The sequence below is a fragment of the Deinococcus aerolatus genome (assembly GCF_014647055.1).
Lineage (GTDB): Bacteria > Deinococcota > Deinococci > Deinococcales > Deinococcaceae > Deinococcus > Deinococcus aerolatus.
The window spans coordinates 50,235-70,347 of record NZ_BMOL01000015.1; the positions used below are offsets into that span (position 1 = coordinate 50,235).

Below are 20,113 nucleotides of genomic sequence, written 5' to 3' on the forward strand. Positions count from 1 at the left end.
CCGCCAAGAGCGGAACCCAGCTCACGCGGGCCGCACCAGCACGCTGTCGCCGGCGCGCAGGCCCGTTCTCATCAGCAGTTCGGCCGGCACCAGCAGCGTGTTGGACAGGTTCGGGCCGCCGCGCACCGACAGGGTGTGAACCAGACCGTCGTCGGCCCGGACCGCGACGGTCTGCGGTGGGCGCAACATGTCCTCCTTCCAGCGCTTCAGGATCAGGTCATCCACCACCACCACCCCCTGCACCTCGCGGGTTACCGCCACGCTCAGCCGGGCCACGCGGGACTTGCGCGGGGCGATCAGACGGATCTGGTGCAGTTTTTGCAGCAGCCGGCGGGCGTCGGGGTCCTGCGACAGCAGCGAGACGGGCCGCTGAAGCTCGATCTGCTTGAGAATCGCCTGATCCTTGAGCCCCCAGCGAATCCGCGCCGCGCGCTCCGGCGAGGTGAGTTTCACCGGGCCACCGAAGGGCAGCGGCACTTCGGGCAGGGCGTCCAGCGCTTCCAGCGCCACATCGTCCAGGTTGACATTCAGCAGCGGATTGGGATGCACGACGCCCTCGTCGAACCGGAAGCCCCCGTGCGGGTCGAGCAGCAGCCGGATCAGTGCAGGAATCCCAGTCTGGGCTGCAAACTGCAGGTGGCGGACCCGGTGGCCCTCCAGAAACGCCTGAAACGGGCCGTCGGCGCGCTGAACAGTCAGGGCACCAGTCCGGCCCTGCTCGCTGAGCAGGTACAGCAGTTGCAGGAAATCAAAGGTTTCGAGGTTGGCAGTCTTGGTCATACAGTCTTGGTCATGGGGGCCTGGGCAATGCGGGGTGTTGTGGCGCAGCGTGCAGGGAGTGTAACGCCGAAAGCCTGACCTGCACGTCTTCCGGGGGTGGTGTACCCCCACACACCCCCAGTACGTCACATTCGCTTGATGTGAGGCGCAGCCCGGCAGACGGCTTCAGCAGCGCCTAGCCGCGCAGCAGATGCGAGAAGCCGCCCTCCTGTAAAGGGGGCAGGTCATCCAGACCTACCAGCCCGAACTCCAGCAGAAAACGCCCGGTGGTTCCGTACAGCAGCGGGCCGCCCACCGCGTCCGAACGGCCCACCACCTTGACCAGTTCACGCTCCTGCAAGGTGACCACCGTACCCGCGCTGCCGCCGCGCATCGCCTCGATCTCGGCGCGGGTGACCGGTTGCCGGTAGGCAATCACCGCCAGAACCTCCAGCGCGGCGCTGCTCAGGGCCGGCAGCGGCGGGGGCGCCAGCAGCGGCGCGAGCCGGGCCGCCAGCACAGGCGGCACAATCAGCCGCCAGCCGCCCGCCACCGCCTCGGCCACGAAGCCCAGGCCTGCCGACGCCAGGGTCTTCTCAAAGGCCAGCAGTTCCCGCTCAACGGTGGTTTCCGGCAGGTCCAGGGTGGCGGCCAGTTCACGGACAGCCACGGGGCGGCCGGCAGCCAGCAGCGCCGCGCCGATCAGGGCCGACAGCCGGGGCGGCGGGGCAGGCGTCACCGGGTCAGTCATGCGGCTGCCCGGCCCGCACCCCGGCCAGTAGCGCGGCCACCGCCTCGTCCAGCGGGCCGGAGCGCAGCAGGGTGCCCCCCGGCAGTTCGACCACGGTGCTGGCCTGCCCGCCAATCGGTTCCTCGTCCGGCTTCCCGGTCGTCTCCGCAGCCAACACGTAGTCCGCCAGCGCCATGGCCTGCGCCTGGGCCGACGTCAGGGCGGGAGGCTGCCCGCTGGGGTTGCAGCTCGTGGTCAGCAGCCGCCCCCCACTGCGCCGCAGCAGCGCCAGCGCCAGCGGGTGCGACGGCACGCGCAGACCCACCAGCCCGCCAGGGGCCAGCGTGGAGGCCAGACCCGGCAGGGCCGGGGTCACCAGCGTCAGCGGGCCGGGCCACAGTGCCGACAACGCCGTGAGGGCGGCGCTCGGCTGGGCCAGCTCCAGCGCGGCACGGGCGTCCTGACACGACACCTGCACTGGCCGGTGGGCCTGGCGGCCCTTGACCGCGTACAACCGCCCCACGGCCACCGGGTGACCGGGCAGGGCCGCCAGGCCCCAGACCGTCTCGCTGGGATAGGCCACGATGCCGCCGTCCTGCAGGACCGACCAGGCCCGGTCGACAGCTGCAGCAGCGGGATTTTCAGAAACAGAGGTCAGGGATTCAGTCATAAGGGCGGCGCGTCTGTAAGGTCGGCGCAAGACCACCCCAGATTATACTGGGCAGAATATGGCCGTCTTCGAATACCGCGCGCGCGACCGCTCTGGCAAAGTGCTCAAATCCCAGATGGAGGCCGAGACGTCGGCCCAGGTCCGCGACGTGCTGCGCGCCAAGAACCTGATGGTCGTCGAGATCAAGGCCCCCAAGAGCGGTCTGAATGCCGACATCAAGATCCCCTTTCTGGACGACCGTCCGCCCAGCCTCAAACAGGTTTCGATCTTCAGCAAACAGCTGGCCACGCTGATCAATGCGGGCGTGCCGCTGGTGCAGTCGCTGGCCGTCCTGCAGGGCCAGATCGAGCACAAGGGTTTTCAGAAGACCGTCAAGAACCTGCGCAGCGATGTGGAGGCGGGAACGCCGCTGAGCGAGGCCATCGCCAAATACCCCAAGGTCTTCAACCGCCTGTACATCAATCTGGTGCGGGCCGGTGAAACGAGCGGCACCCTGGATTCGGTGCTGGAACGCATCGCCGATTTTCAGGAAAAGGAGCTGGCCCTGCGCGGCAAGATCAAGAGCGCCCTGACCTATCCGGTGGTGGTGCTGGTCTTCGCCATTCTCATCACCTACTTCCTGCTCACCACCATCGTGCCGCAGTTTGCGGGAATCCTGACGCAGCTCAACGCGCCGCTGCCCTTCATCACCAGGATGCTGATGGCGGTCTCGGACTTCCTGAAGAACTCGGCATGGTTAATCGTGGTGTTCGGGGTGATTGCGACCTTTGCGTACCGCTGGGTATACAAGACACCCAAAGGCCGCGTTGTGATCGACGACATCAAGCTCAAGCTGCCGGTCTTCGGCAACCTGACCCAGAAAAGCGCCATCGCGTCGTTCGCCCGCACCTTTGGCCTGCTGATCAGTAGCGGTGTGAACATCATAGAGGCGCTGGAAATCACCAAGGGCACGGCCGACAACGCCATCGTCGAGGACACCATCGAGAACGCCAAGAACGTCGTCATGGTGGGGGAACAGATGAGTTCGAGCCTGGCCACCAGCAAGGTCTTTCCGCCCATGGTGGTCAGCATGATCTCGATTGGCGAGGAAACCGGCGCTCTGGACTCTATGCTGATCAAGGTGGGCGATTTCTATGACCGTGAAGTGGACGAGGCTGTCGACAGCATGACAGCGGCCATTGAGCCGATCATGATCGTCTTCCTCGGCGGCATCGTGGGCACCATCGTGGCGGGGATGTTCCTGCCGATGTTCAGCATTATTGGGACGCTCAGCCAGTAATTGTCCATCTCAGTTGAGAATGTCAGTATGAAAGCGAGAATGTCATCACCCCCGCACGGACCCGCCGCCGAGGCGGGTTTTTGCGTCCACCACACACCGGGAGGAATAGCCGCCCGCTGGCTGACTGGAAAAATGACATTCTGAGCTTTACAAACCCGGCTGACATGCTGCTTTATGCGCCTGAAAAATCCCGAGCTGCACACACAGGGCGTTGACGTGCCCAGCCCGATTCGACACCAAACAAAAACCCCCCGCACAGGGCAGGGGGCTTCGGGAACGGTCTGAACTCAGACCAGTTCGATCAGGGCCATCGTCACGCCGTCGCCGCGGCGGGTGCCGATGCGCAGGATGCGGGTGTAGCCGCCGGGACGCTCGGCGTACTTGGGGGCCACTTCATCCATCATCTTGCGGACAACGTCGTTGTCATGGATGTCGCGGGCCACCAGACGGCGGGCGTGCAGGTCGCCGCCCTTGGCGGTGGTGATCAGTTTCTCAACGTAGGGGCGCAGCTCTTTGGCCTTCGTGAGGGTCGTCTGGATGCGGCCCTCGCGCAGCAGCGCCGTCGCCTGGGCACGGGCCAGGGCGGTACGGGCACTGCTGTTGCGGTTGAGCTTGCGTCCGGCTTTACCGTGGCGCATGGGTGTTCTCCTTCAAAACGCGGCCCCTGCAACCAGAGGCCGGAAAATGGTTTAGTCGCGCAGCGCCAGGCCAAACTGGGCCAGCTGCTGCTTGATCTCGTCCAGGCTGCGTTCGCCGATGCCGGGCACCTTTTTCAGGTCACGGTCCGAGAGCGCGCACAGCGCGTCCACGCTGTCGATGCCCTCTTCCTTGAGGGAATGCAGCACGCGGGTGGTCAGACCCAGGCCTTCAAGCGTCACGCGCGGCGAATCCATTTCGGCGGGGTAGTCGCCGGGGTTCAGGTTCAGCGCAGCGGGAGCCGAGGGCAGATCGTACACGCCGGGCTGCGGCATGACTGGGGTGGAGGGCGTGTAGACCGGCTGCTGGAACTCCGGAGTCAGGGCCGGCAGGTTCTCCACATTGCCGAACACGTTCAGCTCCTCGCGCAGAATTTCCACCGCCTTGTCCAGGGTGTCCTGCGGGCCGGTCGAGCCGTCGGTCCAGACGCGCAGGATCAGACGGTCCAGATCGGTCTGCTGACCCACGCGGGTGTTCTCGACGTGGTAGGCCACGCGGCGCACCGGGGAGAACACCGCGTCCACCGGAATCGAGTTGATGCGGTCCTTGGTGGCGTGCTTGTCGGCGGGAACGTAGCCCTCGCCTTCTTCCACGCGCACTTCCATGACCAGCTTGCCATCCTCGGCCAGGGTGGCAATCACCAGGTCGGGGTTGACGATCTCGGCGTCGCTGGGCACCTCGAAGGCACTCGCCTTGACGACACCCTCGCCCTGCGCGCGCAGGGTCAGGGTCTTGGGGCCGGGGGCGTGAAACTTCACGACCAGTTCCTTGAGGTTGAGGATCATCTGAATGACGTCCTCTTTGACCCCGGGAATGGTGGAAAATTCGTGCAGTACGTCTTCGATGTACACGCTGGTGACAGCCGTGCCGGGGATCGAGGACATCAGGATGCGCCGGATGGGGTTCCCGATGGTGACGCCGTAACCGCGCGTGAGCGGTTCCAGGACGAACTCGCCATAATCGCCGTCCACGCGGGCTTTAAGTTGAGGGCGCTTTTGATCCACTGGGGCCTCCGTTAACGCGAGTAGTACTCGATGATGAAGTTCTCGTTGATCGGCAGCGCCAGGTCTTCACGCGCCGGGAGGCGGGCAAAGGTACCGGTGAAGGTTTCGGGGTTCAGTTCGACCCAGGGAGCAACGCGGCGGCGCTTTTGCGCTTCCATGTTTTCCTGGATAAAGCCCATCGAGCGGCTGCCCTCGGTCACGACGATCTCGTCGCCAACCTTGACGCGGTAGCTCGGGACGTCGACCTTCTTGCCGTTCACGAGAATATGACCGTGGCCCACGAACTGCCGGGCCTGACGGCGGGTGCTGGCAAAGCCCATGCGGAACACGACGTTGTCCAGGCGGCGTTCGAGCAACTGCAAGAACACCGTACCGGTCACGCCAGGAACGTTGGAGGCTTCGGTAAAGAGGTTGCGGAACTGCTTCTCGCCCATGCCGTACAGGCGGGAGAGCTTCTGCTTTTCACGCAGGCGCACGCTGTAGTCGCTGGGACGTCCGCGACCACGGCGCTGGCCGTGCTGACCGGGCGCATAGGGGCGCTTGTCCAGGTACTTCTGGACTTTCTCTGTTTCCGCGAGGTTAATGCCCTCACGGCGACTCTGTTTGGTAATCGATCCACGGAAACGACCCATTTATTGATCTCCTTGGTGCGGCCAGCACTGCTGTGCCAGCCGGGTCTGCGGCCCTCTGTTGCCCGCCACCATCGCTGGTGGTTGCAGCTTCAGCCCATCAGCTGGGCAGCGGCGGCGGGACAGGTGGGCGCGCGCGATTGCGTCAGTTCAACACTTAAGCGCGGAACTTTTTCTTGGGGCGGCAGCCGTTGTGAGGCACGGGGGTGTCGTCCATGATGGACTTCACTTCAATGCCGCTGGCCTGAATGGCACGAATGGCCTGTTCACGGCCCGAGCCGCTGCCGCGCACGATCACGTCGACAATGTTCATGCCGAAGGTCTGCTGCGCCTTTTTAACGGCGTCGGCGGCGGCAAGCTGGGCTGCGTAGGGCGTGCCCTTCTTGCTGCCCTTGTAGCCGATGGTCCCGCCGCTGCTCCAGGCGACAGAATTGCCGTCCAGGTCAGTGATGGTAACAATCGTGTTGTTGTAGCTGGCGTGCACGTACGCGCGGCCAGCGCTGATGTTGCGCCGGGCGCGGCGCGGGGTCTTGCCCTTGGTAGATTTCGCCATGGCTTACTTCCTCGCGGCCTTTTTCTTGCCAGCCACAGTCTTGCGCGGCCCCTTGCGGGTCCGGGCGTTGGTCTTGGTGCGCTGACCGCGCACGGGCAGGCCGCGGCGGTGGCGCAGGCCACGGTACGCGCCGATGTCCATCAGACGCTTGATGTTCTGACCGACCTCGGAGCGCAGGTCGCCTTCAACCTTGTAGGTCTTCTCGACGGCGTCACGCAGGGTGGACTGGTCCGCCTCGGAGAGGTTCTTGACGCGGGTGTCGGGATTGATCCCGGTGCGCGCCAGCACTTCCTTGCTGCGGGTCAGGCCGATACCGTAGATGTAGGTCAGCGCAATTTCGATGCGCTTCTCGCGGGGCAGGTCGACGCCTGCAACGCGGGCCATCAGCCTTGCCTCTGCTTGTGCTTGACTTCCTTGCTGCAAATGATCAGCACCCGTCCGTGACGGCGGATCACCTTGCAGCCATCGCACATTTTCTTGACACTGCTGCGAACTTTCATGCTTCCTCCTCGCGCCGCCTGCTGTTGCATCAGCAGCGCTCGACCCCTGCCCACGCTCCCGTGGACCGAAATCTGTGGTGTTGCTCCCGGCCTGCCGATCAGCGGCGGTAGACGATGCGCCCGCGCGACGTGTCGTACGGGCTGATTTCCAGAACCACACGGTCACCAGGCAGGATACGGATGTAGTGAATCCGCATTTTTCCGCTGATGTAGGCCAGGATGTCGTGCCCCGTATCGAGCGTTACGCGAAAGGTGGTGTTGGGCAACGCCTCGGTCACCACGCCCTCGGCGCGTACGGTATCGGACTCTTCCTTTTTCTTCTTTTCCCGCTGTTCCGGCATTCTTCGTCTCGCCACGCAACCTCCAGGCCCAATGCAAGCCAAACGTAAAGTTATCACGCCCACAGGCATCTGAACAAGCAGCGGTGACAATTTTCAGAAAAGTTCGGGGGCCATGTGGAGAGCTTGTTCAGTTATTCAGGACGCCGGGTTCTCATTTGGCAAGTTCAGTCTCCCCTATCCGGTGGCCTCGCTTCTCATCACGATGCCCTGTGTTCCGGCCAACGCCACCACGTCATCGCCGCACATGGCCATCGCCGCAAATGGCCGTCGCCATCGGGCCAGAAAAATGATCGGGGGTTCAGGCAAAGACCAGAAGGCCCAGCCCGGCGAAGGCCTGCGCGATGCCGTGACCGTAGCTGAGGGCGCTGGCATCACGCAGGGCCAGCAGCGCCCGTTCGCATACATGGGCCAGCAACGTGGCAAGGTCACCCAGCAGTTTGCGGGCGGCGTGGCGTCTGCCCTGAGAGTCAGAATCAGCCCTCCTATTGACGGTAACCTCTGCAGCCTGTTCCGATTTCTCCGCCCGGTTCTGTCGCTCAGCCAGCCATGCCGCAATGTTTTCCGGTACGGGTTGCCCCCAGAGTTGGACACGTGTAAGGCGTACAGCAACCGCAGCGCCAGCCCATACTTGCAGGGAGCCTTGCGGCTGGGGCAGGAGCCTTTCGCCAGCGGGCCGCTCAGGTCGACAGCCGTCACGCAAGGGGTCTTCCCGCTGCCCTGGCACTCGCCCCACAGCACCCCTCCAATGCATTCAGATTGGGCTACACCTGCCCGGGGTGGCCAGCTGACGGACATTGGTCGCGTTGCCGGAGTCCGGGGCCAGCGCGAGAATGGTTCCGGAACTCAGGACTCCCGACAAGTTTTGACTCTATATCCTGGTCACAGCGTAGGAGCCACAGCTGCACGTTGTTGCCGCAAGCCTGGCACCGCAGTCTGGAGATCAGCGCTCATGTCCGACGCGCGCACCTGGCCGCAAAACAGAACAGAGGCCGCAGGCGTCGCCGCCCCGGCCTCTCGTTTCACGCATGAAACTTTACTTCATTCCGTCCAGGATCCGCGTGTACACCTCGTCCATGCTGCCCACGCCGTCCACACGCTTCAGGTGGCCGCGTGCGCCGTAATAGTCGATCAGCGGCTGGGTCTGCTCGCGGAACACGTCCTGGCGCTTGCGGGCCACTTCCTCGGTGTCGTCGCTGCGACCGGACCCGCCGCTGGCTGTCGCCTGCCGCCCACGCTCAACGATACGCTCGATCAGCAGCTCGTCGGGGACTTCCAGCAGCGGCACGTGATTGACCGGGGCACCCAGTTCCTCCAGCAGCACGTCAAGCTCCTCGGCCTGGGCGCGGGTACGCGGGAACCCGTCGAAAATTACGCGGACGCCTTCCATGTCCGCCAGACGGTCCCGGATCAGGGCGATCAGGATGTCATCGGGAACCAGCTGACCCGCATCCAGCATGGGTTTGATCTGCTGGCCCAGGTCGGTGCCGCGCTGCACGTGATCGCGCAGGATGTCGCCGGTGCTGATCTTGACCAGATCCTGTTCGGCAGCCAGACGCTCGGCCTGCGTGCCCTTCCCGGCACCGGGTGGGCCCAGAAAAATAACGACTTTGTTCTTCGGTTGGGTCATTGGGTTCCTCCGTAAGTTGGCTGTCAGTCTAACGGCTGGTCCTCTCTTGTTCTCCCGGTTCGGGGCACGGGTCACGGCCGCCGGGAACAACGAAGAACCGCCCCCGGACAGGCAGGCGGTTCCCACAGTGCGTCAGACGTTCAATTGTTCAGGCGTCCGCGAATGCGGCCCTTGCTGATGAAGCCGTCATAGCGGCGCACCGTCAGCTGGGCCTCAAGCTGCTTGAGGGTTTCCAGCGCCACGCCCACGATGATCAGCAGGCCCGTGCCGGAAAACTGGAAGGTGGTGATACCCGTGACGCGCTGCACGATCTGCGGAACGACCGTCAGCACCACCAGGAAGATTGCACCCCACAGGCTCAGGCGGCTGCTGATGCTGCCCAGGTACTCGGTGGTGGGCGTGCCGGGGCGGACGCCGGGAATAAAGCCCCCGGCCTCGCGCAGCTGCTCGGCAATCCGCTTGGGATCAAACTGCACGCTGTTGTACAGGTACGTGAATCCGAAGATCAGCGTGGCTTCCAGCAGGATGTACAGCGGCTGTCCGAACACCAGGTTGGAGTTCAGCCACGCACTGACTTCCGGCGCACGGGTGGCCGTGGCGCTGGCAATCAGGTTGGGGATAATCAGCATGGCGCTGGCAAAGATCACCGGAATCACGCCGGCCTGGTTGACCTTGATGGGCAGCCAAGTGGCCTGCCCCGCGCCGCGCGACTGGGCCGCCGAGGCGGACCCGGCGGCGGCCGTGGGCGCGCCGCCGCGGGCACGTGCGTACGTCACCGGTACCCGCCGCTCGCCCTGGTAAACGTAAACGATACCCGCAATCGTCACCAGAATGATGGCAATAAAGGCCAGCAAAGACAGCAGCTGCACCTGATCGGTGCGGAACAGTTGCGCCGTGGCGGCAATCTCACGCGGGTAAGCCGAGATGATGCCCACCGTGATGATCAGCGAAATGCCGTTGCCCACGCCGACTTCGGTGATGCGCTCGCCGATCCACATGGTAAAGGCGATGCCCGCCACCTGCGTCAGGACCATTACCAGCACCGTGAACAGGCCCGGCGTCCAGCCCACCGCGACGTACGACGCGTTGCTGGTCACGAACAGCGAGAAGAACAGCGCCTGCACCGCGCCCAGCCCGATGGCCGAGTAGCGCGTGAACTGGTTGATCTTCTTGCGGCCCTCCTCCCCATCCTTGGACAGCTTTTCCAGGGCGGGAATGGTGGTGGTCATCAGCTGAATCACGATACTGGCCGTGATGTACGGCAGCACCCCGAGCGCGAAGATCGAGAACTGCGAGAGATTGCCTCCCGAGATCATGCTGATTAAACCAAACAAGCCACCCGAGGTGGCGTTGCTCAGTGCGGCGGTGTTGACGCCTGGGGTGGGAATTGCACTCCCCAGACGGTACACCGCCAGCAACAGCAAGGTGAAGACAATCTTCCGCTGCAGGTCCGGGATCCGGAACGCGTCGCGGAAGGCGCGCAGCATGTTACTCGGCCTTCTCGGCCTGCTGCTTGGCCACGCGGGCGGCGGCGCGGTCTTCCTTGTTGGGGGCCGCAGGCTTGGGCGCGGGCAGCACAACGCTGCCGCCGGCCGCTTCAACCGCCTTGATGGCAGCCTCGCTCGCGGCGTCCACGTGAATGGTCACAGCGCGGGCCAGCTCACCGCTGGCGAGCAGCTTGACAGGACGGTTCTTGCGGCGCACCAGGCCCACAAGCTCCATCACAGTGCGGTCAAAGGTGTCGAGCCCTTCGATGTCATTGAACTGCGAGAGCTTCACGACTTCGTAGGTGGTGCCGACGTTGTTGAACCCGCGCTTGGGCAGGCGGCTGATCAGCGTGCTGCGGCCACCCTCGAAGAAGGGGCCCTTGCCGGCGCCGCTGCGCGACTTCTGGCCCTTGTGACCGCGGCCGGCGGTCTTGTCGACGCCACCGGGACCGCGACCAACGCGCTTGCGCGGCTTACGGCTGCCCTCGGCGGGCTTCAGATCGTGGAGCTTCATGCTTCCACCTCCAGCAGATGCTGAACGGTCCGCACCATGCCGCGCAGGGCGGGGGTGTCGCTGACCTCACGGCTGTCGCCGATGCGCCTCAGGCCCAGCGCCTTGACGGTGTCCACCTGGTTCTGGGGACGCCCGATCACACTGCGCTTGAGGGTGATTTTGATAGGTTTTGCGGTCATTCTTGGGCACCTCCGGCGATGGCCGCTCCACCCTGGGTGGTGGCCGACTGCGCGGCAGCGGTCTGGACAGGCTGAGCGGTACGGGTCACGTCGATGCCGCGCAGCGCACGTACCTGCTTGGCGGTGCGCAGGTTGCGCAGCCCGTCGAACACGGCGTAGGCCACGTTGATCTTGTTGCGGCTACCCAGTTCCTTGGACAGCAGGTTGGTGATCCCCGCGAGTTCGGCAATCGAACGCGGCACGGTTCCGGCGATCACGCCCGTACCGGGTCCGGCGGGCTTGAGCAGCACCTGCGAGGTGCTGTTGACGCCCACGATGTCGTGCGGAATGGTGCCGTTCTCGACCGGAACCATGATCATGTTCTTGCGCGCGATGGTCTTGGCCTTCTCGATGGCGACCGGCACTTCCTTGGCCTTGCCAATGCCCATCCCGACGCGACCGTTGCGGTCACCCAGGATCACCAGCGCGGCGAAGCGGAAGCGGCGCCCACCCTGGTAGGTCTTGGAGGTGCGGTTGACGAACAGCATCTTCTCTTCGAATTCGCTGCTCTCGCGGTCCGCGTTGCGGTCATTTCTACGATTAAAAGTCAAGGCCACCCTCCCGCGCCGCGTCTGCGAGCGCCTTCACGCGTCCGTGGTAGCGGTACTGCCCACGGTCAAAGACCACCTGCTTGACGCCCTTCTCGGCGGCAGCTTCGGCCAGGGCCTTGCCCACGGCAGCGGCGGTATCAGACTTGGTGCCGCTCTTGAGCTTGGCGCTGCTGGCGGCGGCCAGGGTGGTGCCGGAAGCGTCGTCGATGATCTGGGCGTAGATGTGCTTGCTGGAGCGGAACACGCTCAGGCGCGGGCGCTCCCCGGCGGCGGTGCGGACCTTGCGGCGCGCGCGCAGCTTGCGGCGGACGGTATTTTGAGCGGCCATTATTTCTTCCCTTTCCCGCCCGTCGCACCGGCTTTACCGGCCTTCAGGGCAATCTTCTCGCCAAGGAAGCGCACACCCTTGCCGTGGTAGGCGTCGGGCTTGCGGACCTTGCGGACGTTGGCGGCCACCTGGCCGACGAGCTGCTTGTCGATGCCGCTCACGTCGATCTTGGTGGGTTCCGGCACGGTGAAGGTCACGCCCTCGGGCGGCTGAATCACCACGGGGTGGCTGTAGCCGATGGTCAGCTCCAGCGTCCGGCCGTTCAGCTTGGCGCGGTAACCGACGCCGCGCAGCTCCAGGTTGATGGTGAAGCCGTCGCTGACGCCCTTAACCGCGTTGTAGACTAGGCTGCGGGTCAGGCCGTGCAGGGCGCGGTGGCGCTGGGCATCGCTGGGACGCTCGACCAGCAACTGGTCACCGTCCTGCTTGATGCTCAGTTCCTTGTTGAAGGGAACAGACAGTTCGCCTTTAGGCCCCTTGACCTTGAACAGGCCATCGTCGGCGCTGTAGGTCACGCCGCTGGGCATGGGGATGGGGGATTTACCAATTCGGGACATGAATGTCCTCCTTGCCTTAAGTCAGTCCTCGCGCTGAGGCTGAGGTCAGGTGCGTGTGGTTCGGGGCCTCGCCCCTACCAGAACTTCGGGCCGCTCAGTGAAAGAGAGCCGGACCTACCAGAGAACGCAGACGACTTCGCCGCCGACGCCCTGCTTGCGGGCTTCACGGTCGGGCAGCAGACCACGCGAGGTCGACACCACGGCCACGCCCAGGCCGCGCTGGATGCGGGGCAGATTCTCGGCGCTCACGTAGGCGCGGCGTCCCGGACGGGAGATGCGCTCGATGTGCTTGATGACCTGCTCACGCTTCTGACCGTACTTGAGGGTCAGGCGCAGCACGTCGAACTTCTGGCCCTCAGGGACCAGACGCTCGTAGGAGGCCACATAGCCTTCCTTGACCAGCAGCTTGGCCAGTTCTTCCTTGAACTTGGAGGCCGGGATGTCCACGGTCTCCTTGAATGTGCGCGTCGCGTTGCGAATACGCGTGAGCATGTCAGCGATTGGATCACTCAGCATGTGTCTCCTCCAGAGGCGCGGCCCATAGCCACTGCCCCGGCAGGCGCGGTCCATCTCTCACTCGACATGGACTGCAGTTCTCCCCATTGGAACGCCTGGCGGAAAAGGTGCCGCCGAATCCTTCTGTTGGGTCGGAAAGCCGCCACTGGACGATCACCATTCAAAATTGAGCGGTTCGTATCCAGGGGGTACAGCACGAACACTGCCGCAGGTGCGGCAAGGAAAGAGTGTAGCAGGTTGCGGCGGACGTGACAACACGGGCTTCCTGCTCTTAAGTCAGGCCCCATTGCCCACGCTTCCTGCGTTCAGGAACAGGCCAAAAAAAACCCCCCAACCGGGGAGTCTCTTTCTGGGTCTCACACTGAGAGTGCTGCTTACCAGCTCGCTTTCTTCACGCCGGGCAGTTCGCCCTTGTGCGCCATCTCGCGGATGCAGATGCGGCACATGCCGAAGAAACGGTAGTAGCCACGGGCGCGGCCACAGCGCGAGCAGCGGCTGTAGTTCTGCACGGCGAACTTGTGGCCGCGCGCCGCCTTGACAACTTTGGAGGTATTCGCCATAACGTCCTTTGCCCCCGCCTTACTTGCGGAAGGGCAGGCCCATGCCTTGCAGCAGGGCGCGGGCTTCTTCGTCGGTTTTCGCGGAGGTCACAATGGTGATGTCCATCCCACGCACCTTGTCGACCATATCATAGGTGATTTCCGGGAAAATCAGCTGCTCTTTGATACCCAGGTTGTAGTTCCCGCGGCCGTCAAAGGCGTTGGGGTTGATCCCACGGAAATCGCGGATCCGGGGCAGGCCGATGTTGATCAGCTTTTCCAGGAACACGTACATGCGCTCGCCGCGCAGCGTGACCTTGATGCCCACCGGCATGCCCTGACGCAGCTTGAAGTTGGAGATGCTCTTCTTGGCCTTGGTGATGATGGGCTTTTGCAGCGTGATCAGGCCCAGTTCTTTGGCGGCCTTGTCGATCGCCTTGCTGTCTTCCTTGCTGCTGCCCAGGCCCTCGTTGATCACGATCTTCTCGATGCGTGGCACGGCCATCACGGATGAGTAGCCGAACTGCTGCATCATCGCGGGCTTGACCGTTTCGTTGTATTTCTGCTTGAGCTGTTGCATGTTTCTACCTTTCGGGCGGACGGGTCGCCCAGGTCACGCCAGGCGTGACCCTGGAACTCAGTCGATGTTCTTGCCGCTCGCGACAGCCACGCGGACTTTCTTGCCGTCCACGATGGCGCGGCGAACGCGGGTCGCCTTGCCCGTTTCAGGGTCCACGATAGACACCTTGCTGGCGTGCAGGGCCAGCTCGCGCTGTTCCTGACCACCGTTGGGGTTGCCGGCGCTGGGCTTGACGTTCTTGGTGACCATGTTGACGCCTTCCACAACAACCTTCTGGTCCCGCGGCAGCGCCAGCAGGACCTTGCCGGTCTGGCCCTTGTGCTTGCCGCTAAGAACGACGACGTTGTCGCCCTTCTTGACGTGCAGCTTGTCGTTGTGGTGGCTTCCGGCGCTAGGACGGGGCATTACAGCACCTCCGGGGCCAGGGACACGATCTTCATGAAACGGCGGTCACGCAGCTCGCGGGCCACCGGCCCGAAAACGCGGGTGCCGCGAGGCTCGCCCTGGTTGTTGATGATGACGGCAGCGTTCTTGTCAAAGCGGATGGTGCTGCCGTCCGCACGCTTGACGGCGTGCGCGGTACGGACGATCACGGCCTTGACCACGTCGCCGGACTTGACGGCGCCGCGGGGGGCAGAGTCCTTGACGCTGGCGACGATGATGTCACCGACGTGTGCGAACTTCTTATTGCCGCCGCCGCCCGAGGTCAGGCCCTTGCCGCCGATGCCGGAGTTCAGCACGCGGATGCACATGATCTCGCGGGCGCCGCTGTTGTCGGCCACGTCCAGACGGGATTGGGTCTGAATCATGCCTCACTCCCGGCCCGTTCGGTTTCCACGGCGGTCGTCTCGGTGCCACGGGGGCGCTCGATCAGACGCGTGACCTTCCAGGTCTTGGTCTTGGAGATGGGGCGCACGGCAACGATCTCCACGCGGTCACCCAATTTGTATTCGTTGGTCTCGTCGTGCGCGGCGTACTTGCTGCTGCGCGTGACGACCTTGCCGTACAGCGGGTGAGCAAAACGGCGCTCGACCTTGACGCTGACGGTCTTGTCGGCCTTGTCGCTGACGACGACGCCGGTAAAGGTCTTCTTCATGCCTGCTCTCCCTGCTTGCGGGCCTGCTCATGCCGGATGGTGTTGAGCTGGGCCACTTCACGGCGGAGCTGCGTGACGCGGTGCGGCTGGGCCAGGTTGCCCATGGCCGCCTGGAAGCGCAGCTCCATTAATTCCTTCTTGCGGGACTCGATCTCGGAGGCGAACTTGTCGGCCCCCAGTTCGCGCATCTCACTGGGCTTCATCGTAAACCTCGCGCTTGACCATCTTGGTCTGGATGGGCAGCTTGTGACCGGCCAGGCGGAAGGCTTCCTTGGCCTGCACCTCGGTCACGCCGGAGACCTCGAACATCACGCGGCCCGGCTTCACGACGCTGACCCAGAATTCCACCGCGCCCTTACCCTTACCCATTCGGGTTTCGGCAGGCTTCTTGGTGACGGGCTTATCGGGGAAAATACGGATGTAGATCTTACCGCCGCGGCGGAAGTGCCGGCTCATCACGATGCGGCAGGCCTCGATCTGGTTGCTGCGGATCCACGCGGGCTCCATGGCAATCAGGCCGAAGTCGCCGAAGGCCACGTAGTCGCCGCCCTTGGCGTCGCCGGTCATCCGGCCGCGGTGCTGCTTGCGGTACTTGGTGCGCTTGGGAAGAAGCATCATTCACCTCCGGGGCGACGGCGGCCAGCGGCCGGACGGCGGCGGTTGGGACGGTCACCGTCTTCGCGGCGGGGCCGGTCATCGCGGCGGGTGGGACGGGCCAGGGTCTCGGTTCTGCCACCGATCACCTCACCGTTGAACACCAGCACCTTGATGCCCAGAATGCCGTAGCTGGTGCGGGCCAGCGCGGTGCCGTAGTCGATGTCGGCGCGCAGGGTGTGCAGCGGCACGCGGCCTTCCAGCACCTTCTCGGTACGGGCCTGCTCGGCCCCGCCCAGACGGCCCGAGAGGACAATCTTGACGCCGCGGGCGCCGGACTCCATCACACGCTGCGCGGCCTGCTTCATGGCGCGGCGGAACGCAAAGCGGCGCTCAATCTGCTCGGCGATACGCAGGGCCACCAGGGGCGCGCTGATGTTAGGGTTGGGAATCTCGGCGACGTTCACGGCCACGGTACCCGCAGACACCAGACGCTCGATGTCGCCACGCAGGCCTTTGATGCTGTCCCCGCCCTTGCCGATCACGATGCCGGGTTTGGCGGCGGAGATGATCACGTTGACCTGCTGACCGGCACGCTCGATCTCGACGCGGGCAATGCCAGCGGCAGACAGCTTCTTGTCAATCAGGTTGCGGATCTTCTCGTCTTCCCGGAGAAGCCCCGCGTACTGCTTCTTGCCGGCGTACCAGCGGCTGTTCCAGCCACGGGTGATGCCCAGGCGGAAGCCGTTCGGGTTGATTTTATTGCCCATTAGTTGCGCCCCTTGTTGCCCGTCGCACGGCCCTGTTCGCGCTCGCCCACGATGATGGTGATGTGGCTGGTGCGCTTCTTGATGATGTTGGCGCTGCCGCGTGCGCGGGGAATCAAGCGCTTGAGGGTAGGACCGGCGTCCACGTAGGCCGCCGTGATCACCAGACGGTCTTCGAGCATCTGGTCGTTGTGCAGCGCGTTGTGCTTGGCGCTGTTCAGCACCTTGCTGATCGGCTCGGACGCGGCGCGGGGAACGAAGCGCAGCAGGTCCTCGGCGTCACGCACGGTCTTGCCGCGCACCAGGTCGATCACCAGACGCACCTTGCGGGGGCTGATGCGGACGTATTTCGCCACGGCGTAGCCGGGACGGCGCAGCTTGACGAGCTGCTTGCGCTCTTTCTTGTTGCGGTATGTCTGTTCCGGAGCAGCGCCGGTGTTGGAGGTAGCAGCGGTCATTTCTTCTTGCTCCCCTTGCTGCTCTTCTCGGAGCCGTGGCCCCGGTAGCTGCGGGTGGGCGAGAACTCGCCGAGCTTGTGGCCGATCATCTGCTCGTTCACGAACACGGGGATGTGCTGCTTGCCGTTGTGAACAGCGATGGTGTGGCCGATCATCTCGGGAACCACGGTGGAGCGGCGCGACCAGGTCTTGATCACTCGCTTGTCTTTCTTCTCGTTCTGGACGTCCACCTTTTTCAGCAGGTGGTCATCGACGAACGGGCCTTTCTTGAGGCTACGGGGCATAGGGTTCGCCCTCCTTACTTCCCGCCGCGGCGGGTGATGATGAAGCGGTCAGAGACCTTGCGCTTGCGGCGGGTCTTCAGGCCCTTGCTGGGCTGGCCCCACGGCGAAACGGGCACGCGGCCTGCGCCGGTACGGCCTTCACCACCGCCGTGTGGGTGATCCACCGGGTTCATGGCGCTGCCTCGCTGGTGCGGCTTGCGGCCCAGCCAGCGGCTGCGCCCGGCCTTACCCAGGTTGATGTTCTTGTGCTCGGCGTTGCCCACGCTGCCGATGGTGGCGTAGCACTCGCTGTGCACGCGGCGCAGTTCGCCGCTGGGCAGACGCAGGATCACGTAGTCGCTTTCCTTACCCTGCACCTGGATGCTCGTGCCGGCGCTGCGGGCGAGCTGTGCGCCCTTGCCGGGAACGAGTTCCACGCTATGCACCACCGCGCCGACCGGCACGAAGCGCAGCGGCAGGGCGTGACCCAGCTTGGGTTCGGCTTCGGGACCGGCGTTGACGGACGCGCCCACCTTCAGGCCCTCGGGAGCCAGGATGTAACGCTTCTCGCCGTCGGCGTAGTGCAGCAGGGCGATGCGGGCGCTGCGGTTGGGATCGTACTCAATCGCAGCGACCTTGGCGACCACACCGGACTTGTCGCGGCGCTTGAAGTCGATGATGCGGTAGAGGCGCTTGTGCCCGCCGCCGATGAAGCGGCTGGTGATGCGGCCCCGGTTGTTGCGCCCACCGGACTTGGAGATGCCCTCAGTCAGGGCCTTTTCCGGGCGCTTCTTGGTCAGTCCGCTGAAGTCGGCGGTCGTCATCTGACGGCGCGACGGGGTATACGGACGGTACTTTTTAACGGCCATATTCAATCTCTCCTTAGGCCTGGCCTTCGAGTTGCTCGATGCGCTGACCCTCGGCGAGACGGACAACCGCCTTCTTGCGGTCGTTGCGGGTTCCGGTAAACCGGCCCACACGCTTCTGCTTGCCGCGCACGTTCATGGTGCTGATGCCCACCACGGACACGTCGAAGGCGCGCTGGATGGCGCTCTTGATCTCGGTCTTGGTGGCCTTGGGGCTCACCCAGAACGAGTACACGCCGCGCTCCATGCCCGCGTAGGCCTTCTCGCTGATCACCGGCTGGTGGATGATGTCGTAGTAGCTCATGCAGCACCCTCTTCTTCAGCCTGCTCGTCCTGAGCGGGCTCCAGAGCCACGGCGTCAATCACGAGGCGGTCATGGCGCAGGATGTCGTAGGCGTTGAGGCCGGCGACGGCCAGCACAGTCACCCAGGGGACATTGCGCGCGGCCTGACGGGCCACGGCGTCGTCGGTCACGAGCAGCACGCTCTCTGTGCCGTTCATGCCGTTGTCGGCGGCCCAGGACACGAAGCCCTTGGTCTTGCCGTCCAGGCCGAAGCCGTCCACGGCCGTCAGCATGCCTTCCTGCTGGCGGTCCGAGAGGGCCATCGCCAGTCCGAGCTGACGCACCTTGCGGGGCAGGGTGTAGCCGTAGTTGCGGGGCTTGGGGCCGAAGGCCACGCCGCCGCCCACAAAGGTCGGAACAGTGCGGTCGCCGTGACGGGCGTTACCGGTGCCCTTCTGGCTGTACATCTTCTTGCCGGTGGCACTCACCTGCGCGCGGGTCTTGGTGCTCGCGGTGCCGCGGCGGCGGCTGGCAAGCTGCCAGGTCACCACTTCGTGCAGCAGGTTTGCGTTGGCTTCGGGCAGGTCCAGGCTGATCTGACGACCACCGTTCTGTCCGATGACGTTAATCTGCGCCATGTTTACTTGCCTCCCTTCGGCGTGCGGGTCTTGACGGCCTGACGCAGCACCACGAGCCCACCGTTGGCACCAGGGATTGCGCCCTTGACCAGGATCAGGTTCTCATCGGCACGCACCTCGACCACTTCCAGGTTCTGGACAGTGATCCGGTCGGTGCCCATGTGACCCGCCATTTTCTTGCCCTTGTACACGCGGCCGGGCGTCTTGCGCTGGCCGATGGAGCCGGGACGACGGTGCCACTTCTTGGTGCCGTGGCTGGCCGGACCGCCGGCAAAGTGCCAGCGCTTGATGACGCCCTGGAAGCCCTTGCCCTTGCTGGTGCCGGTGGCGTCGATCTTCTCGCCCTCGGCGAAGATGTCCACACTGACGGTGTCACCCTCGGGGTTGAAGTTGCGGAATTCACGCAGGAAGCGCACGGGGCTGACCCCGGCCTTCTTGAAGTGACCCATCGCCGGACGGTTGACCTTGCGCTCGGCCTTGGGAGCAAAGCCGATCTGCACGGCCTCGTACCCGTCGGTCTGGGCGGTCTTGCGCTGCACGACGGGGCAGGGACCCGCCAGCACAACGGTCACCGGAACGGCGCGGTCGCCCTTCCAGATCTGGGTCATGCCGATTTTGGTACCCAGCAGGCCCTTCATGCGCGGCCTCCCACCGTCTTGATTTCAATGTCCACGCCGGTAGGCAGGTCCAGGGTCATCAAGGAGTCGATGGTCTTCTTGGTGGGGTTCATGATGTCCACCAGACGGTTGTGGGTACGGATTTCAAAGTGCTCGCGGCTGTCCTTGTTTACAAAGGGGGAGCGCAGCACGCAGAAGCGACGGATGCGGGTGGGGAGCGGCACTGGGCCGCTCACGTCCGCCCCGGTGCGCCGGACGGTGTCCACGATCTTGCTCGCGGACTGGTCCAGCGCCTTGTGGTCAAAACCACGCAGTTTGATGCGAATCTTCGGGGCAACCATTGCTATTACTCCAGGACCTTGGTGACCACGCCGGCGCCGACGGTGCGGCCACCTTCGCGGATGGCGAAACGCAGGCCTTCTTCCATGGCGATGGGCTTGATCAGTTCCACCA

35 protein-coding genes are annotated in these 20,113 nt (G+C 64.4%); 1 reads left to right on the plus strand and 34 read right to left on the minus strand.

Features of this window, described 5'->3' with window-relative positions:
* Positions 1-21: 21 nt before the first annotated feature.
* The 3 genes from IEY31_RS14235 to IEY31_RS14245 form a co-directional block, all read right to left on the minus strand.
* Positions 22-780: a DUF4388 domain-containing protein gene (locus tag IEY31_RS14235; protein ID WP_188973135.1), complete on the minus strand. Its 759-nt coding sequence runs from the start codon at positions 778-780 to the stop codon at positions 22-24.
* A 175-nt stretch (positions 781-955) separates the two neighbouring features.
* On the minus strand, positions 956-1,510 hold the full coding sequence (scpB, locus tag IEY31_RS14240; protein WP_188973137.1) for an SMC-Scp complex subunit ScpB: 555 nt from the start codon (positions 1,508-1,510) through the stop codon (positions 956-958).
* Positions 1,503-2,159, minus strand: coding sequence for an L-threonylcarbamoyladenylate synthase (locus IEY31_RS14245; protein ID WP_188973139.1), 657 nt, complete (start codon positions 2,157-2,159; stop codon positions 1,503-1,505). Before IEY31_RS14245 ends, scpB begins: the two co-directional genes overlap by 8 nt.
* A 58-nt stretch (positions 2,160-2,217) precedes the next feature.
* Between IEY31_RS14245 and IEY31_RS14250 the strand changes: the two genes are divergently transcribed.
* Entirely contained in the window at positions 2,218-3,438 is a 1,221-nt protein-coding gene (locus tag IEY31_RS14250) for a type II secretion system F family protein (protein ID WP_188973141.1), read from the plus strand.
* 287 nt (positions 3,439-3,725) lie between these two features.
* Here the strand turns inward: IEY31_RS14250 and rplQ are convergent, their stop codons facing one another.
* The 31 genes from rplQ to IEY31_RS14405 all read right to left on the minus strand — a co-directional run.
* Positions 3,726-4,076 (minus strand): 50S ribosomal protein L17, encoded by a 351-nt coding sequence (rplQ, locus tag IEY31_RS14255; protein ID WP_029476425.1) that lies wholly within the window; start codon positions 4,074-4,076, stop codon positions 3,726-3,728.
* Positions 4,077-4,127: 51 nt separating this feature from the next.
* Positions 4,128-5,138 (minus strand): DNA-directed RNA polymerase subunit alpha, encoded by a 1,011-nt coding sequence (locus tag IEY31_RS14260; protein ID WP_188973143.1) that lies wholly within the window; start codon positions 5,136-5,138, stop codon positions 4,128-4,130.
* A gap of 11 nt (positions 5,139-5,149) precedes the next feature.
* Entirely contained in the window at positions 5,150-5,770 is a 621-nt protein-coding gene (rpsD, locus tag IEY31_RS14265) for a 30S ribosomal protein S4 (protein ID WP_188973145.1), read from the minus strand.
* A gap of 154 nt (positions 5,771-5,924) precedes the next feature.
* The gene (gene rpsK / locus IEY31_RS14270) at positions 5,925-6,320 is read right to left on the minus strand and encodes a 30S ribosomal protein S11 (RefSeq protein ID WP_046843186.1); all 396 of its coding nucleotides are present in this window, start codon (positions 6,318-6,320) and stop codon (positions 5,925-5,927) included.
* Positions 6,321-6,323: 3 nt separating this feature from the next.
* A complete protein-coding gene (gene rpsM, locus IEY31_RS14275) occupies positions 6,324-6,704 on the minus strand; it encodes a 30S ribosomal protein S13 (protein WP_188973147.1) in 381 nt (126 codons plus the stop codon).
* Positions 6,704-6,820, minus strand: a complete 117-nt coding sequence (rpmJ, locus tag IEY31_RS14280; RefSeq protein ID WP_029476433.1) for a 50S ribosomal protein L36 — start codon at positions 6,818-6,820, stop codon at positions 6,704-6,706. The genes rpsM and rpmJ overlap by 1 nt, the downstream gene beginning before the upstream one ends.
* Before the next feature lie 98 nt (positions 6,821-6,918).
* Positions 6,919-7,161, minus strand: coding sequence for a translation initiation factor IF-1 (infA, locus tag IEY31_RS14285; RefSeq protein ID WP_188973187.1), 243 nt, complete (start codon positions 7,159-7,161; stop codon positions 6,919-6,921).
* 1,033 nt (positions 7,162-8,194) lie between these two features.
* Positions 8,195-8,788: an adenylate kinase gene (locus IEY31_RS14290; RefSeq protein ID WP_188973149.1), complete on the minus strand. Its 594-nt coding sequence runs from the start codon at positions 8,786-8,788 to the stop codon at positions 8,195-8,197.
* A gap of 140 nt (positions 8,789-8,928) precedes the next feature.
* Positions 8,929-10,275 (minus strand): preprotein translocase subunit SecY, encoded by a 1,347-nt coding sequence (gene secY / locus IEY31_RS14295; RefSeq protein ID WP_188973151.1) that lies wholly within the window; start codon positions 10,273-10,275, stop codon positions 8,929-8,931.
* A gap of 1 nt (position 10,276) precedes the next feature.
* Positions 10,277-10,789 (minus strand): 50S ribosomal protein L15, encoded by a 513-nt coding sequence (rplO, locus tag IEY31_RS14300; RefSeq protein ID WP_188973153.1) that lies wholly within the window; start codon positions 10,787-10,789, stop codon positions 10,277-10,279.
* Entirely contained in the window at positions 10,786-10,953 is a 168-nt protein-coding gene (rpmD, locus tag IEY31_RS14305; protein ID WP_184134150.1) for a 50S ribosomal protein L30, read from the minus strand. Before rpmD ends, rplO begins: the two co-directional genes overlap by 4 nt.
* Before the next feature lie 11 nt (positions 10,954-10,964).
* Positions 10,965-11,558 carry a 30S ribosomal protein S5 gene (gene rpsE / locus IEY31_RS14310; protein WP_188973157.1) on the minus strand — a complete coding sequence of 198 codons (594 nt, stop codon included), beginning with the start codon at positions 11,556-11,558 and terminating at the stop codon, positions 10,965-10,967.
* On the minus strand, positions 11,548-11,886 hold the full coding sequence (rplR, locus tag IEY31_RS14315; protein WP_039682880.1) for a 50S ribosomal protein L18: 339 nt from the start codon (positions 11,884-11,886) through the stop codon (positions 11,548-11,550). The genes rpsE and rplR overlap by 11 nt, the downstream gene beginning before the upstream one ends.
* Entirely contained in the window at positions 11,886-12,443 is a 558-nt protein-coding gene (gene rplF / locus IEY31_RS14320; RefSeq protein ID WP_188973159.1) for a 50S ribosomal protein L6, read from the minus strand. The genes rplR and rplF overlap by 1 nt, the downstream gene beginning before the upstream one ends.
* Positions 12,444-12,557: 114 nt before the next feature.
* A complete protein-coding gene (gene rpsH, locus IEY31_RS14325; protein ID WP_188973161.1) occupies positions 12,558-12,959 on the minus strand; it encodes a 30S ribosomal protein S8 in 402 nt (133 codons plus the stop codon).
* Between the two features lie 374 nt (positions 12,960-13,333).
* On the minus strand, positions 13,334-13,519 hold the full coding sequence (locus IEY31_RS14330; RefSeq protein ID WP_136389854.1) for a type Z 30S ribosomal protein S14: 186 nt from the start codon (positions 13,517-13,519) through the stop codon (positions 13,334-13,336).
* Between the two features lie 19 nt (positions 13,520-13,538).
* Entirely contained in the window at positions 13,539-14,078 is a 540-nt protein-coding gene (gene rplE, locus IEY31_RS14335) for a 50S ribosomal protein L5 (protein ID WP_188973163.1), read from the minus strand.
* A 57-nt stretch (positions 14,079-14,135) separates the two neighbouring features.
* Positions 14,136-14,483, minus strand: a complete 348-nt coding sequence (gene rplX / locus IEY31_RS14340; protein ID WP_373289176.1) for a 50S ribosomal protein L24 — start codon at positions 14,481-14,483, stop codon at positions 14,136-14,138.
* The gene (gene rplN / locus IEY31_RS14345) at positions 14,483-14,887 is read right to left on the minus strand and encodes a 50S ribosomal protein L14 (protein ID WP_029483701.1); all 405 of its coding nucleotides are present in this window, start codon (positions 14,885-14,887) and stop codon (positions 14,483-14,485) included. The genes rplX and rplN overlap by 1 nt, the downstream gene beginning before the upstream one ends.
* Positions 14,884-15,174 (minus strand): 30S ribosomal protein S17, encoded by a 291-nt coding sequence (rpsQ, locus tag IEY31_RS14350; RefSeq protein WP_188973165.1) that lies wholly within the window; start codon positions 15,172-15,174, stop codon positions 14,884-14,886. The genes rplN and rpsQ overlap by 4 nt, the downstream gene beginning before the upstream one ends.
* Positions 15,171-15,377: a 50S ribosomal protein L29 gene (gene rpmC, locus IEY31_RS14355; protein ID WP_039682863.1), complete on the minus strand. Its 207-nt coding sequence runs from the start codon at positions 15,375-15,377 to the stop codon at positions 15,171-15,173. The genes rpsQ and rpmC overlap by 4 nt, the downstream gene beginning before the upstream one ends.
* On the minus strand, positions 15,364-15,789 hold the full coding sequence (gene rplP / locus IEY31_RS14360) for a 50S ribosomal protein L16 (RefSeq protein WP_188973167.1): 426 nt from the start codon (positions 15,787-15,789) through the stop codon (positions 15,364-15,366). The genes rpmC and rplP overlap by 14 nt, the downstream gene beginning before the upstream one ends.
* Positions 15,789-16,538, minus strand: a complete 750-nt coding sequence (gene rpsC / locus IEY31_RS14365) for a 30S ribosomal protein S3 (RefSeq protein ID WP_188973169.1) — start codon at positions 16,536-16,538, stop codon at positions 15,789-15,791. The genes rplP and rpsC overlap by 1 nt, the downstream gene beginning before the upstream one ends.
* Positions 16,538-16,993 (minus strand): 50S ribosomal protein L22, encoded by a 456-nt coding sequence (rplV, locus tag IEY31_RS14370; RefSeq protein WP_188973171.1) that lies wholly within the window; start codon positions 16,991-16,993, stop codon positions 16,538-16,540. Before rplV ends, rpsC begins: the two co-directional genes overlap by 1 nt.
* Positions 16,990-17,277: a 30S ribosomal protein S19 gene (gene rpsS, locus IEY31_RS14375; RefSeq protein WP_029483695.1), complete on the minus strand. Its 288-nt coding sequence runs from the start codon at positions 17,275-17,277 to the stop codon at positions 16,990-16,992. Before rpsS ends, rplV begins: the two co-directional genes overlap by 4 nt.
* A 14-nt stretch (positions 17,278-17,291) precedes the next feature.
* Positions 17,292-18,125, minus strand: coding sequence for a 50S ribosomal protein L2 (gene rplB, locus IEY31_RS14380; RefSeq protein WP_188973173.1), 834 nt, complete (start codon positions 18,123-18,125; stop codon positions 17,292-17,294).
* A 13-nt stretch (positions 18,126-18,138) separates the two neighbouring features.
* Positions 18,139-18,426 (minus strand): 50S ribosomal protein L23, encoded by a 288-nt coding sequence (locus tag IEY31_RS14385; RefSeq protein ID WP_188973175.1) that lies wholly within the window; start codon positions 18,424-18,426, stop codon positions 18,139-18,141.
* On the minus strand, positions 18,423-19,043 hold the full coding sequence (rplD, locus tag IEY31_RS14390; protein WP_188973177.1) for a 50S ribosomal protein L4: 621 nt from the start codon (positions 19,041-19,043) through the stop codon (positions 18,423-18,425). The genes IEY31_RS14385 and rplD overlap by 4 nt, the downstream gene beginning before the upstream one ends.
* A gap of 2 nt (positions 19,044-19,045) precedes the next feature.
* Positions 19,046-19,681 carry a 50S ribosomal protein L3 gene (gene rplC / locus IEY31_RS14395; RefSeq protein ID WP_188973179.1) on the minus strand — a complete coding sequence of 212 codons (636 nt, stop codon included), beginning with the start codon at positions 19,679-19,681 and terminating at the stop codon, positions 19,046-19,048.
* Positions 19,678-20,001: a 30S ribosomal protein S10 gene (gene rpsJ / locus IEY31_RS14400; protein ID WP_014685998.1), complete on the minus strand. Its 324-nt coding sequence runs from the start codon at positions 19,999-20,001 to the stop codon at positions 19,678-19,680. Before rpsJ ends, rplC begins: the two co-directional genes overlap by 4 nt.
* Positions 20,002-20,006: 5 nt before the next feature.
* On the minus strand, positions 20,007-20,113 hold a 107-nt coding region (locus tag IEY31_RS14405), incomplete at its 5' end, for an EF-Tu C-terminal domain-related protein (protein ID WP_146237215.1).

What these genes read in the sequence shown, in the direction of transcription:
- IEY31_RS14235 (WP_188973135.1), bottom strand. Translation starts at nt 780, where the DNA reads ATGACCAAGACTGCCAACCTCGAAACCTTTGATTTCCTGCAACTGCTG.
- scpB (WP_188973137.1), bottom strand. Translation starts at nt 1,510, where the DNA reads ATGACTGACCCGGTGACGCCTGCCCCGCCGCCCCGGCTGTCGGCCCTG.
- IEY31_RS14245 (WP_188973139.1), bottom strand. Translation starts at nt 2,159, where the DNA reads ATGACTGAATCCCTGACCTCTGTTTCTGAAAATCCCGCTGCTGCAGCT.
- IEY31_RS14250 (WP_188973141.1), top strand. Translation starts at nt 2,218, where the DNA reads ATGGCCGTCTTCGAATACCGCGCGCGCGACCGCTCTGGCAAAGTGCTC.
- rplQ (WP_029476425.1), bottom strand. Translation starts at nt 4,076, where the DNA reads ATGCGCCACGGTAAAGCCGGACGCAAGCTCAACCGCAACAGCAGTGCC.
- rpsD (WP_188973145.1), bottom strand. Translation starts at nt 5,770, where the DNA reads ATGGGTCGTTTCCGTGGATCGATTACCAAACAGAGTCGCCGTGAGGGC.
- rpsK (WP_046843186.1), bottom strand. Translation starts at nt 6,320, where the DNA reads ATGGCGAAATCTACCAAGGGCAAGACCCCGCGCCGCGCCCGGCGCAAC.
- rpsM (WP_188973147.1), bottom strand. Translation starts at nt 6,704, where the DNA reads ATGGCCCGCGTTGCAGGCGTCGACCTGCCCCGCGAGAAGCGCATCGAA.
- rpmJ (WP_029476433.1), bottom strand. Translation starts at nt 6,820, where the DNA reads ATGAAAGTTCGCAGCAGTGTCAAGAAAATGTGCGATGGCTGCAAGGTG.
- infA (WP_188973187.1), bottom strand. Translation starts at nt 7,161, where the DNA reads ATGCCGGAACAGCGGGAAAAGAAGAAAAAGGAAGAGTCCGATACCGTA.
- IEY31_RS14290 (WP_188973149.1), bottom strand. Translation starts at nt 8,788, where the DNA reads ATGACCCAACCGAAGAACAAAGTCGTTATTTTTCTGGGCCCACCCGGT.
- secY (WP_188973151.1), bottom strand. Translation starts at nt 10,275, where the DNA reads ATGCTGCGCGCCTTCCGCGACGCGTTCCGGATCCCGGACCTGCAGCGG.
- rplO (WP_188973153.1), bottom strand. Translation starts at nt 10,789, where the DNA reads ATGAAGCTCCACGATCTGAAGCCCGCCGAGGGCAGCCGTAAGCCGCGC.
- rplR (WP_039682880.1), bottom strand. Translation starts at nt 11,886, where the DNA reads ATGGCCGCTCAAAATACCGTCCGCCGCAAGCTGCGCGCGCGCCGCAAG.
- rplF (WP_188973159.1), bottom strand. Translation starts at nt 12,443, where the DNA reads ATGTCCCGAATTGGTAAATCCCCCATCCCCATGCCCAGCGGCGTGACC.
- rpsH (WP_188973161.1), bottom strand. Translation starts at nt 12,959, where the DNA reads ATGCTGAGTGATCCAATCGCTGACATGCTCACGCGTATTCGCAACGCG.
- IEY31_RS14330 (WP_136389854.1), bottom strand. Translation starts at nt 13,519, where the DNA reads ATGGCGAATACCTCCAAAGTTGTCAAGGCGGCGCGCGGCCACAAGTTC.
- rplE (WP_188973163.1), bottom strand. Translation starts at nt 14,078, where the DNA reads ATGCAACAGCTCAAGCAGAAATACAACGAAACGGTCAAGCCCGCGATG.
- rplX (WP_373289176.1), bottom strand. Translation starts at nt 14,483, where the DNA reads ATGCCCCGTCCTAGCGCCGGAAGCCACCACAACGACAAGCTGCACGTC.
- rplN (WP_029483701.1), bottom strand. Translation starts at nt 14,887, where the DNA reads ATGATTCAGACCCAATCCCGTCTGGACGTGGCCGACAACAGCGGCGCC.
- rpsQ (WP_188973165.1), bottom strand. Translation starts at nt 15,174, where the DNA reads ATGAAGAAGACCTTTACCGGCGTCGTCGTCAGCGACAAGGCCGACAAG.
- rpmC (WP_039682863.1), bottom strand. Translation starts at nt 15,377, where the DNA reads ATGAAGCCCAGTGAGATGCGCGAACTGGGGGCCGACAAGTTCGCCTCC.
- rplP (WP_188973167.1), bottom strand. Translation starts at nt 15,789, where the DNA reads ATGCTTCTTCCCAAGCGCACCAAGTACCGCAAGCAGCACCGCGGCCGG.
- rpsC (WP_188973169.1), bottom strand. Translation starts at nt 16,538, where the DNA reads ATGGGCAATAAAATCAACCCGAACGGCTTCCGCCTGGGCATCACCCGT.
- rplV (WP_188973171.1), bottom strand. Translation starts at nt 16,993, where the DNA reads ATGACCGCTGCTACCTCCAACACCGGCGCTGCTCCGGAACAGACATAC.
- rpsS (WP_029483695.1), bottom strand. Translation starts at nt 17,277, where the DNA reads ATGCCCCGTAGCCTCAAGAAAGGCCCGTTCGTCGATGACCACCTGCTG.
- rplB (WP_188973173.1), bottom strand. Translation starts at nt 18,125, where the DNA reads ATGGCCGTTAAAAAGTACCGTCCGTATACCCCGTCGCGCCGTCAGATG.
- IEY31_RS14385 (WP_188973175.1), bottom strand. Translation starts at nt 18,426, where the DNA reads ATGAGCTACTACGACATCATCCACCAGCCGGTGATCAGCGAGAAGGCC.
- rplD (WP_188973177.1), bottom strand. Translation starts at nt 19,043, where the DNA reads ATGGCGCAGATTAACGTCATCGGACAGAACGGTGGTCGTCAGATCAGC.
- rplC (WP_188973179.1), bottom strand. Translation starts at nt 19,681, where the DNA reads ATGAAGGGCCTGCTGGGTACCAAAATCGGCATGACCCAGATCTGGAAG.
- rpsJ (WP_014685998.1), bottom strand. Translation starts at nt 20,001, where the DNA reads ATGGTTGCCCCGAAGATTCGCATCAAACTGCGTGGTTTTGACCACAAG.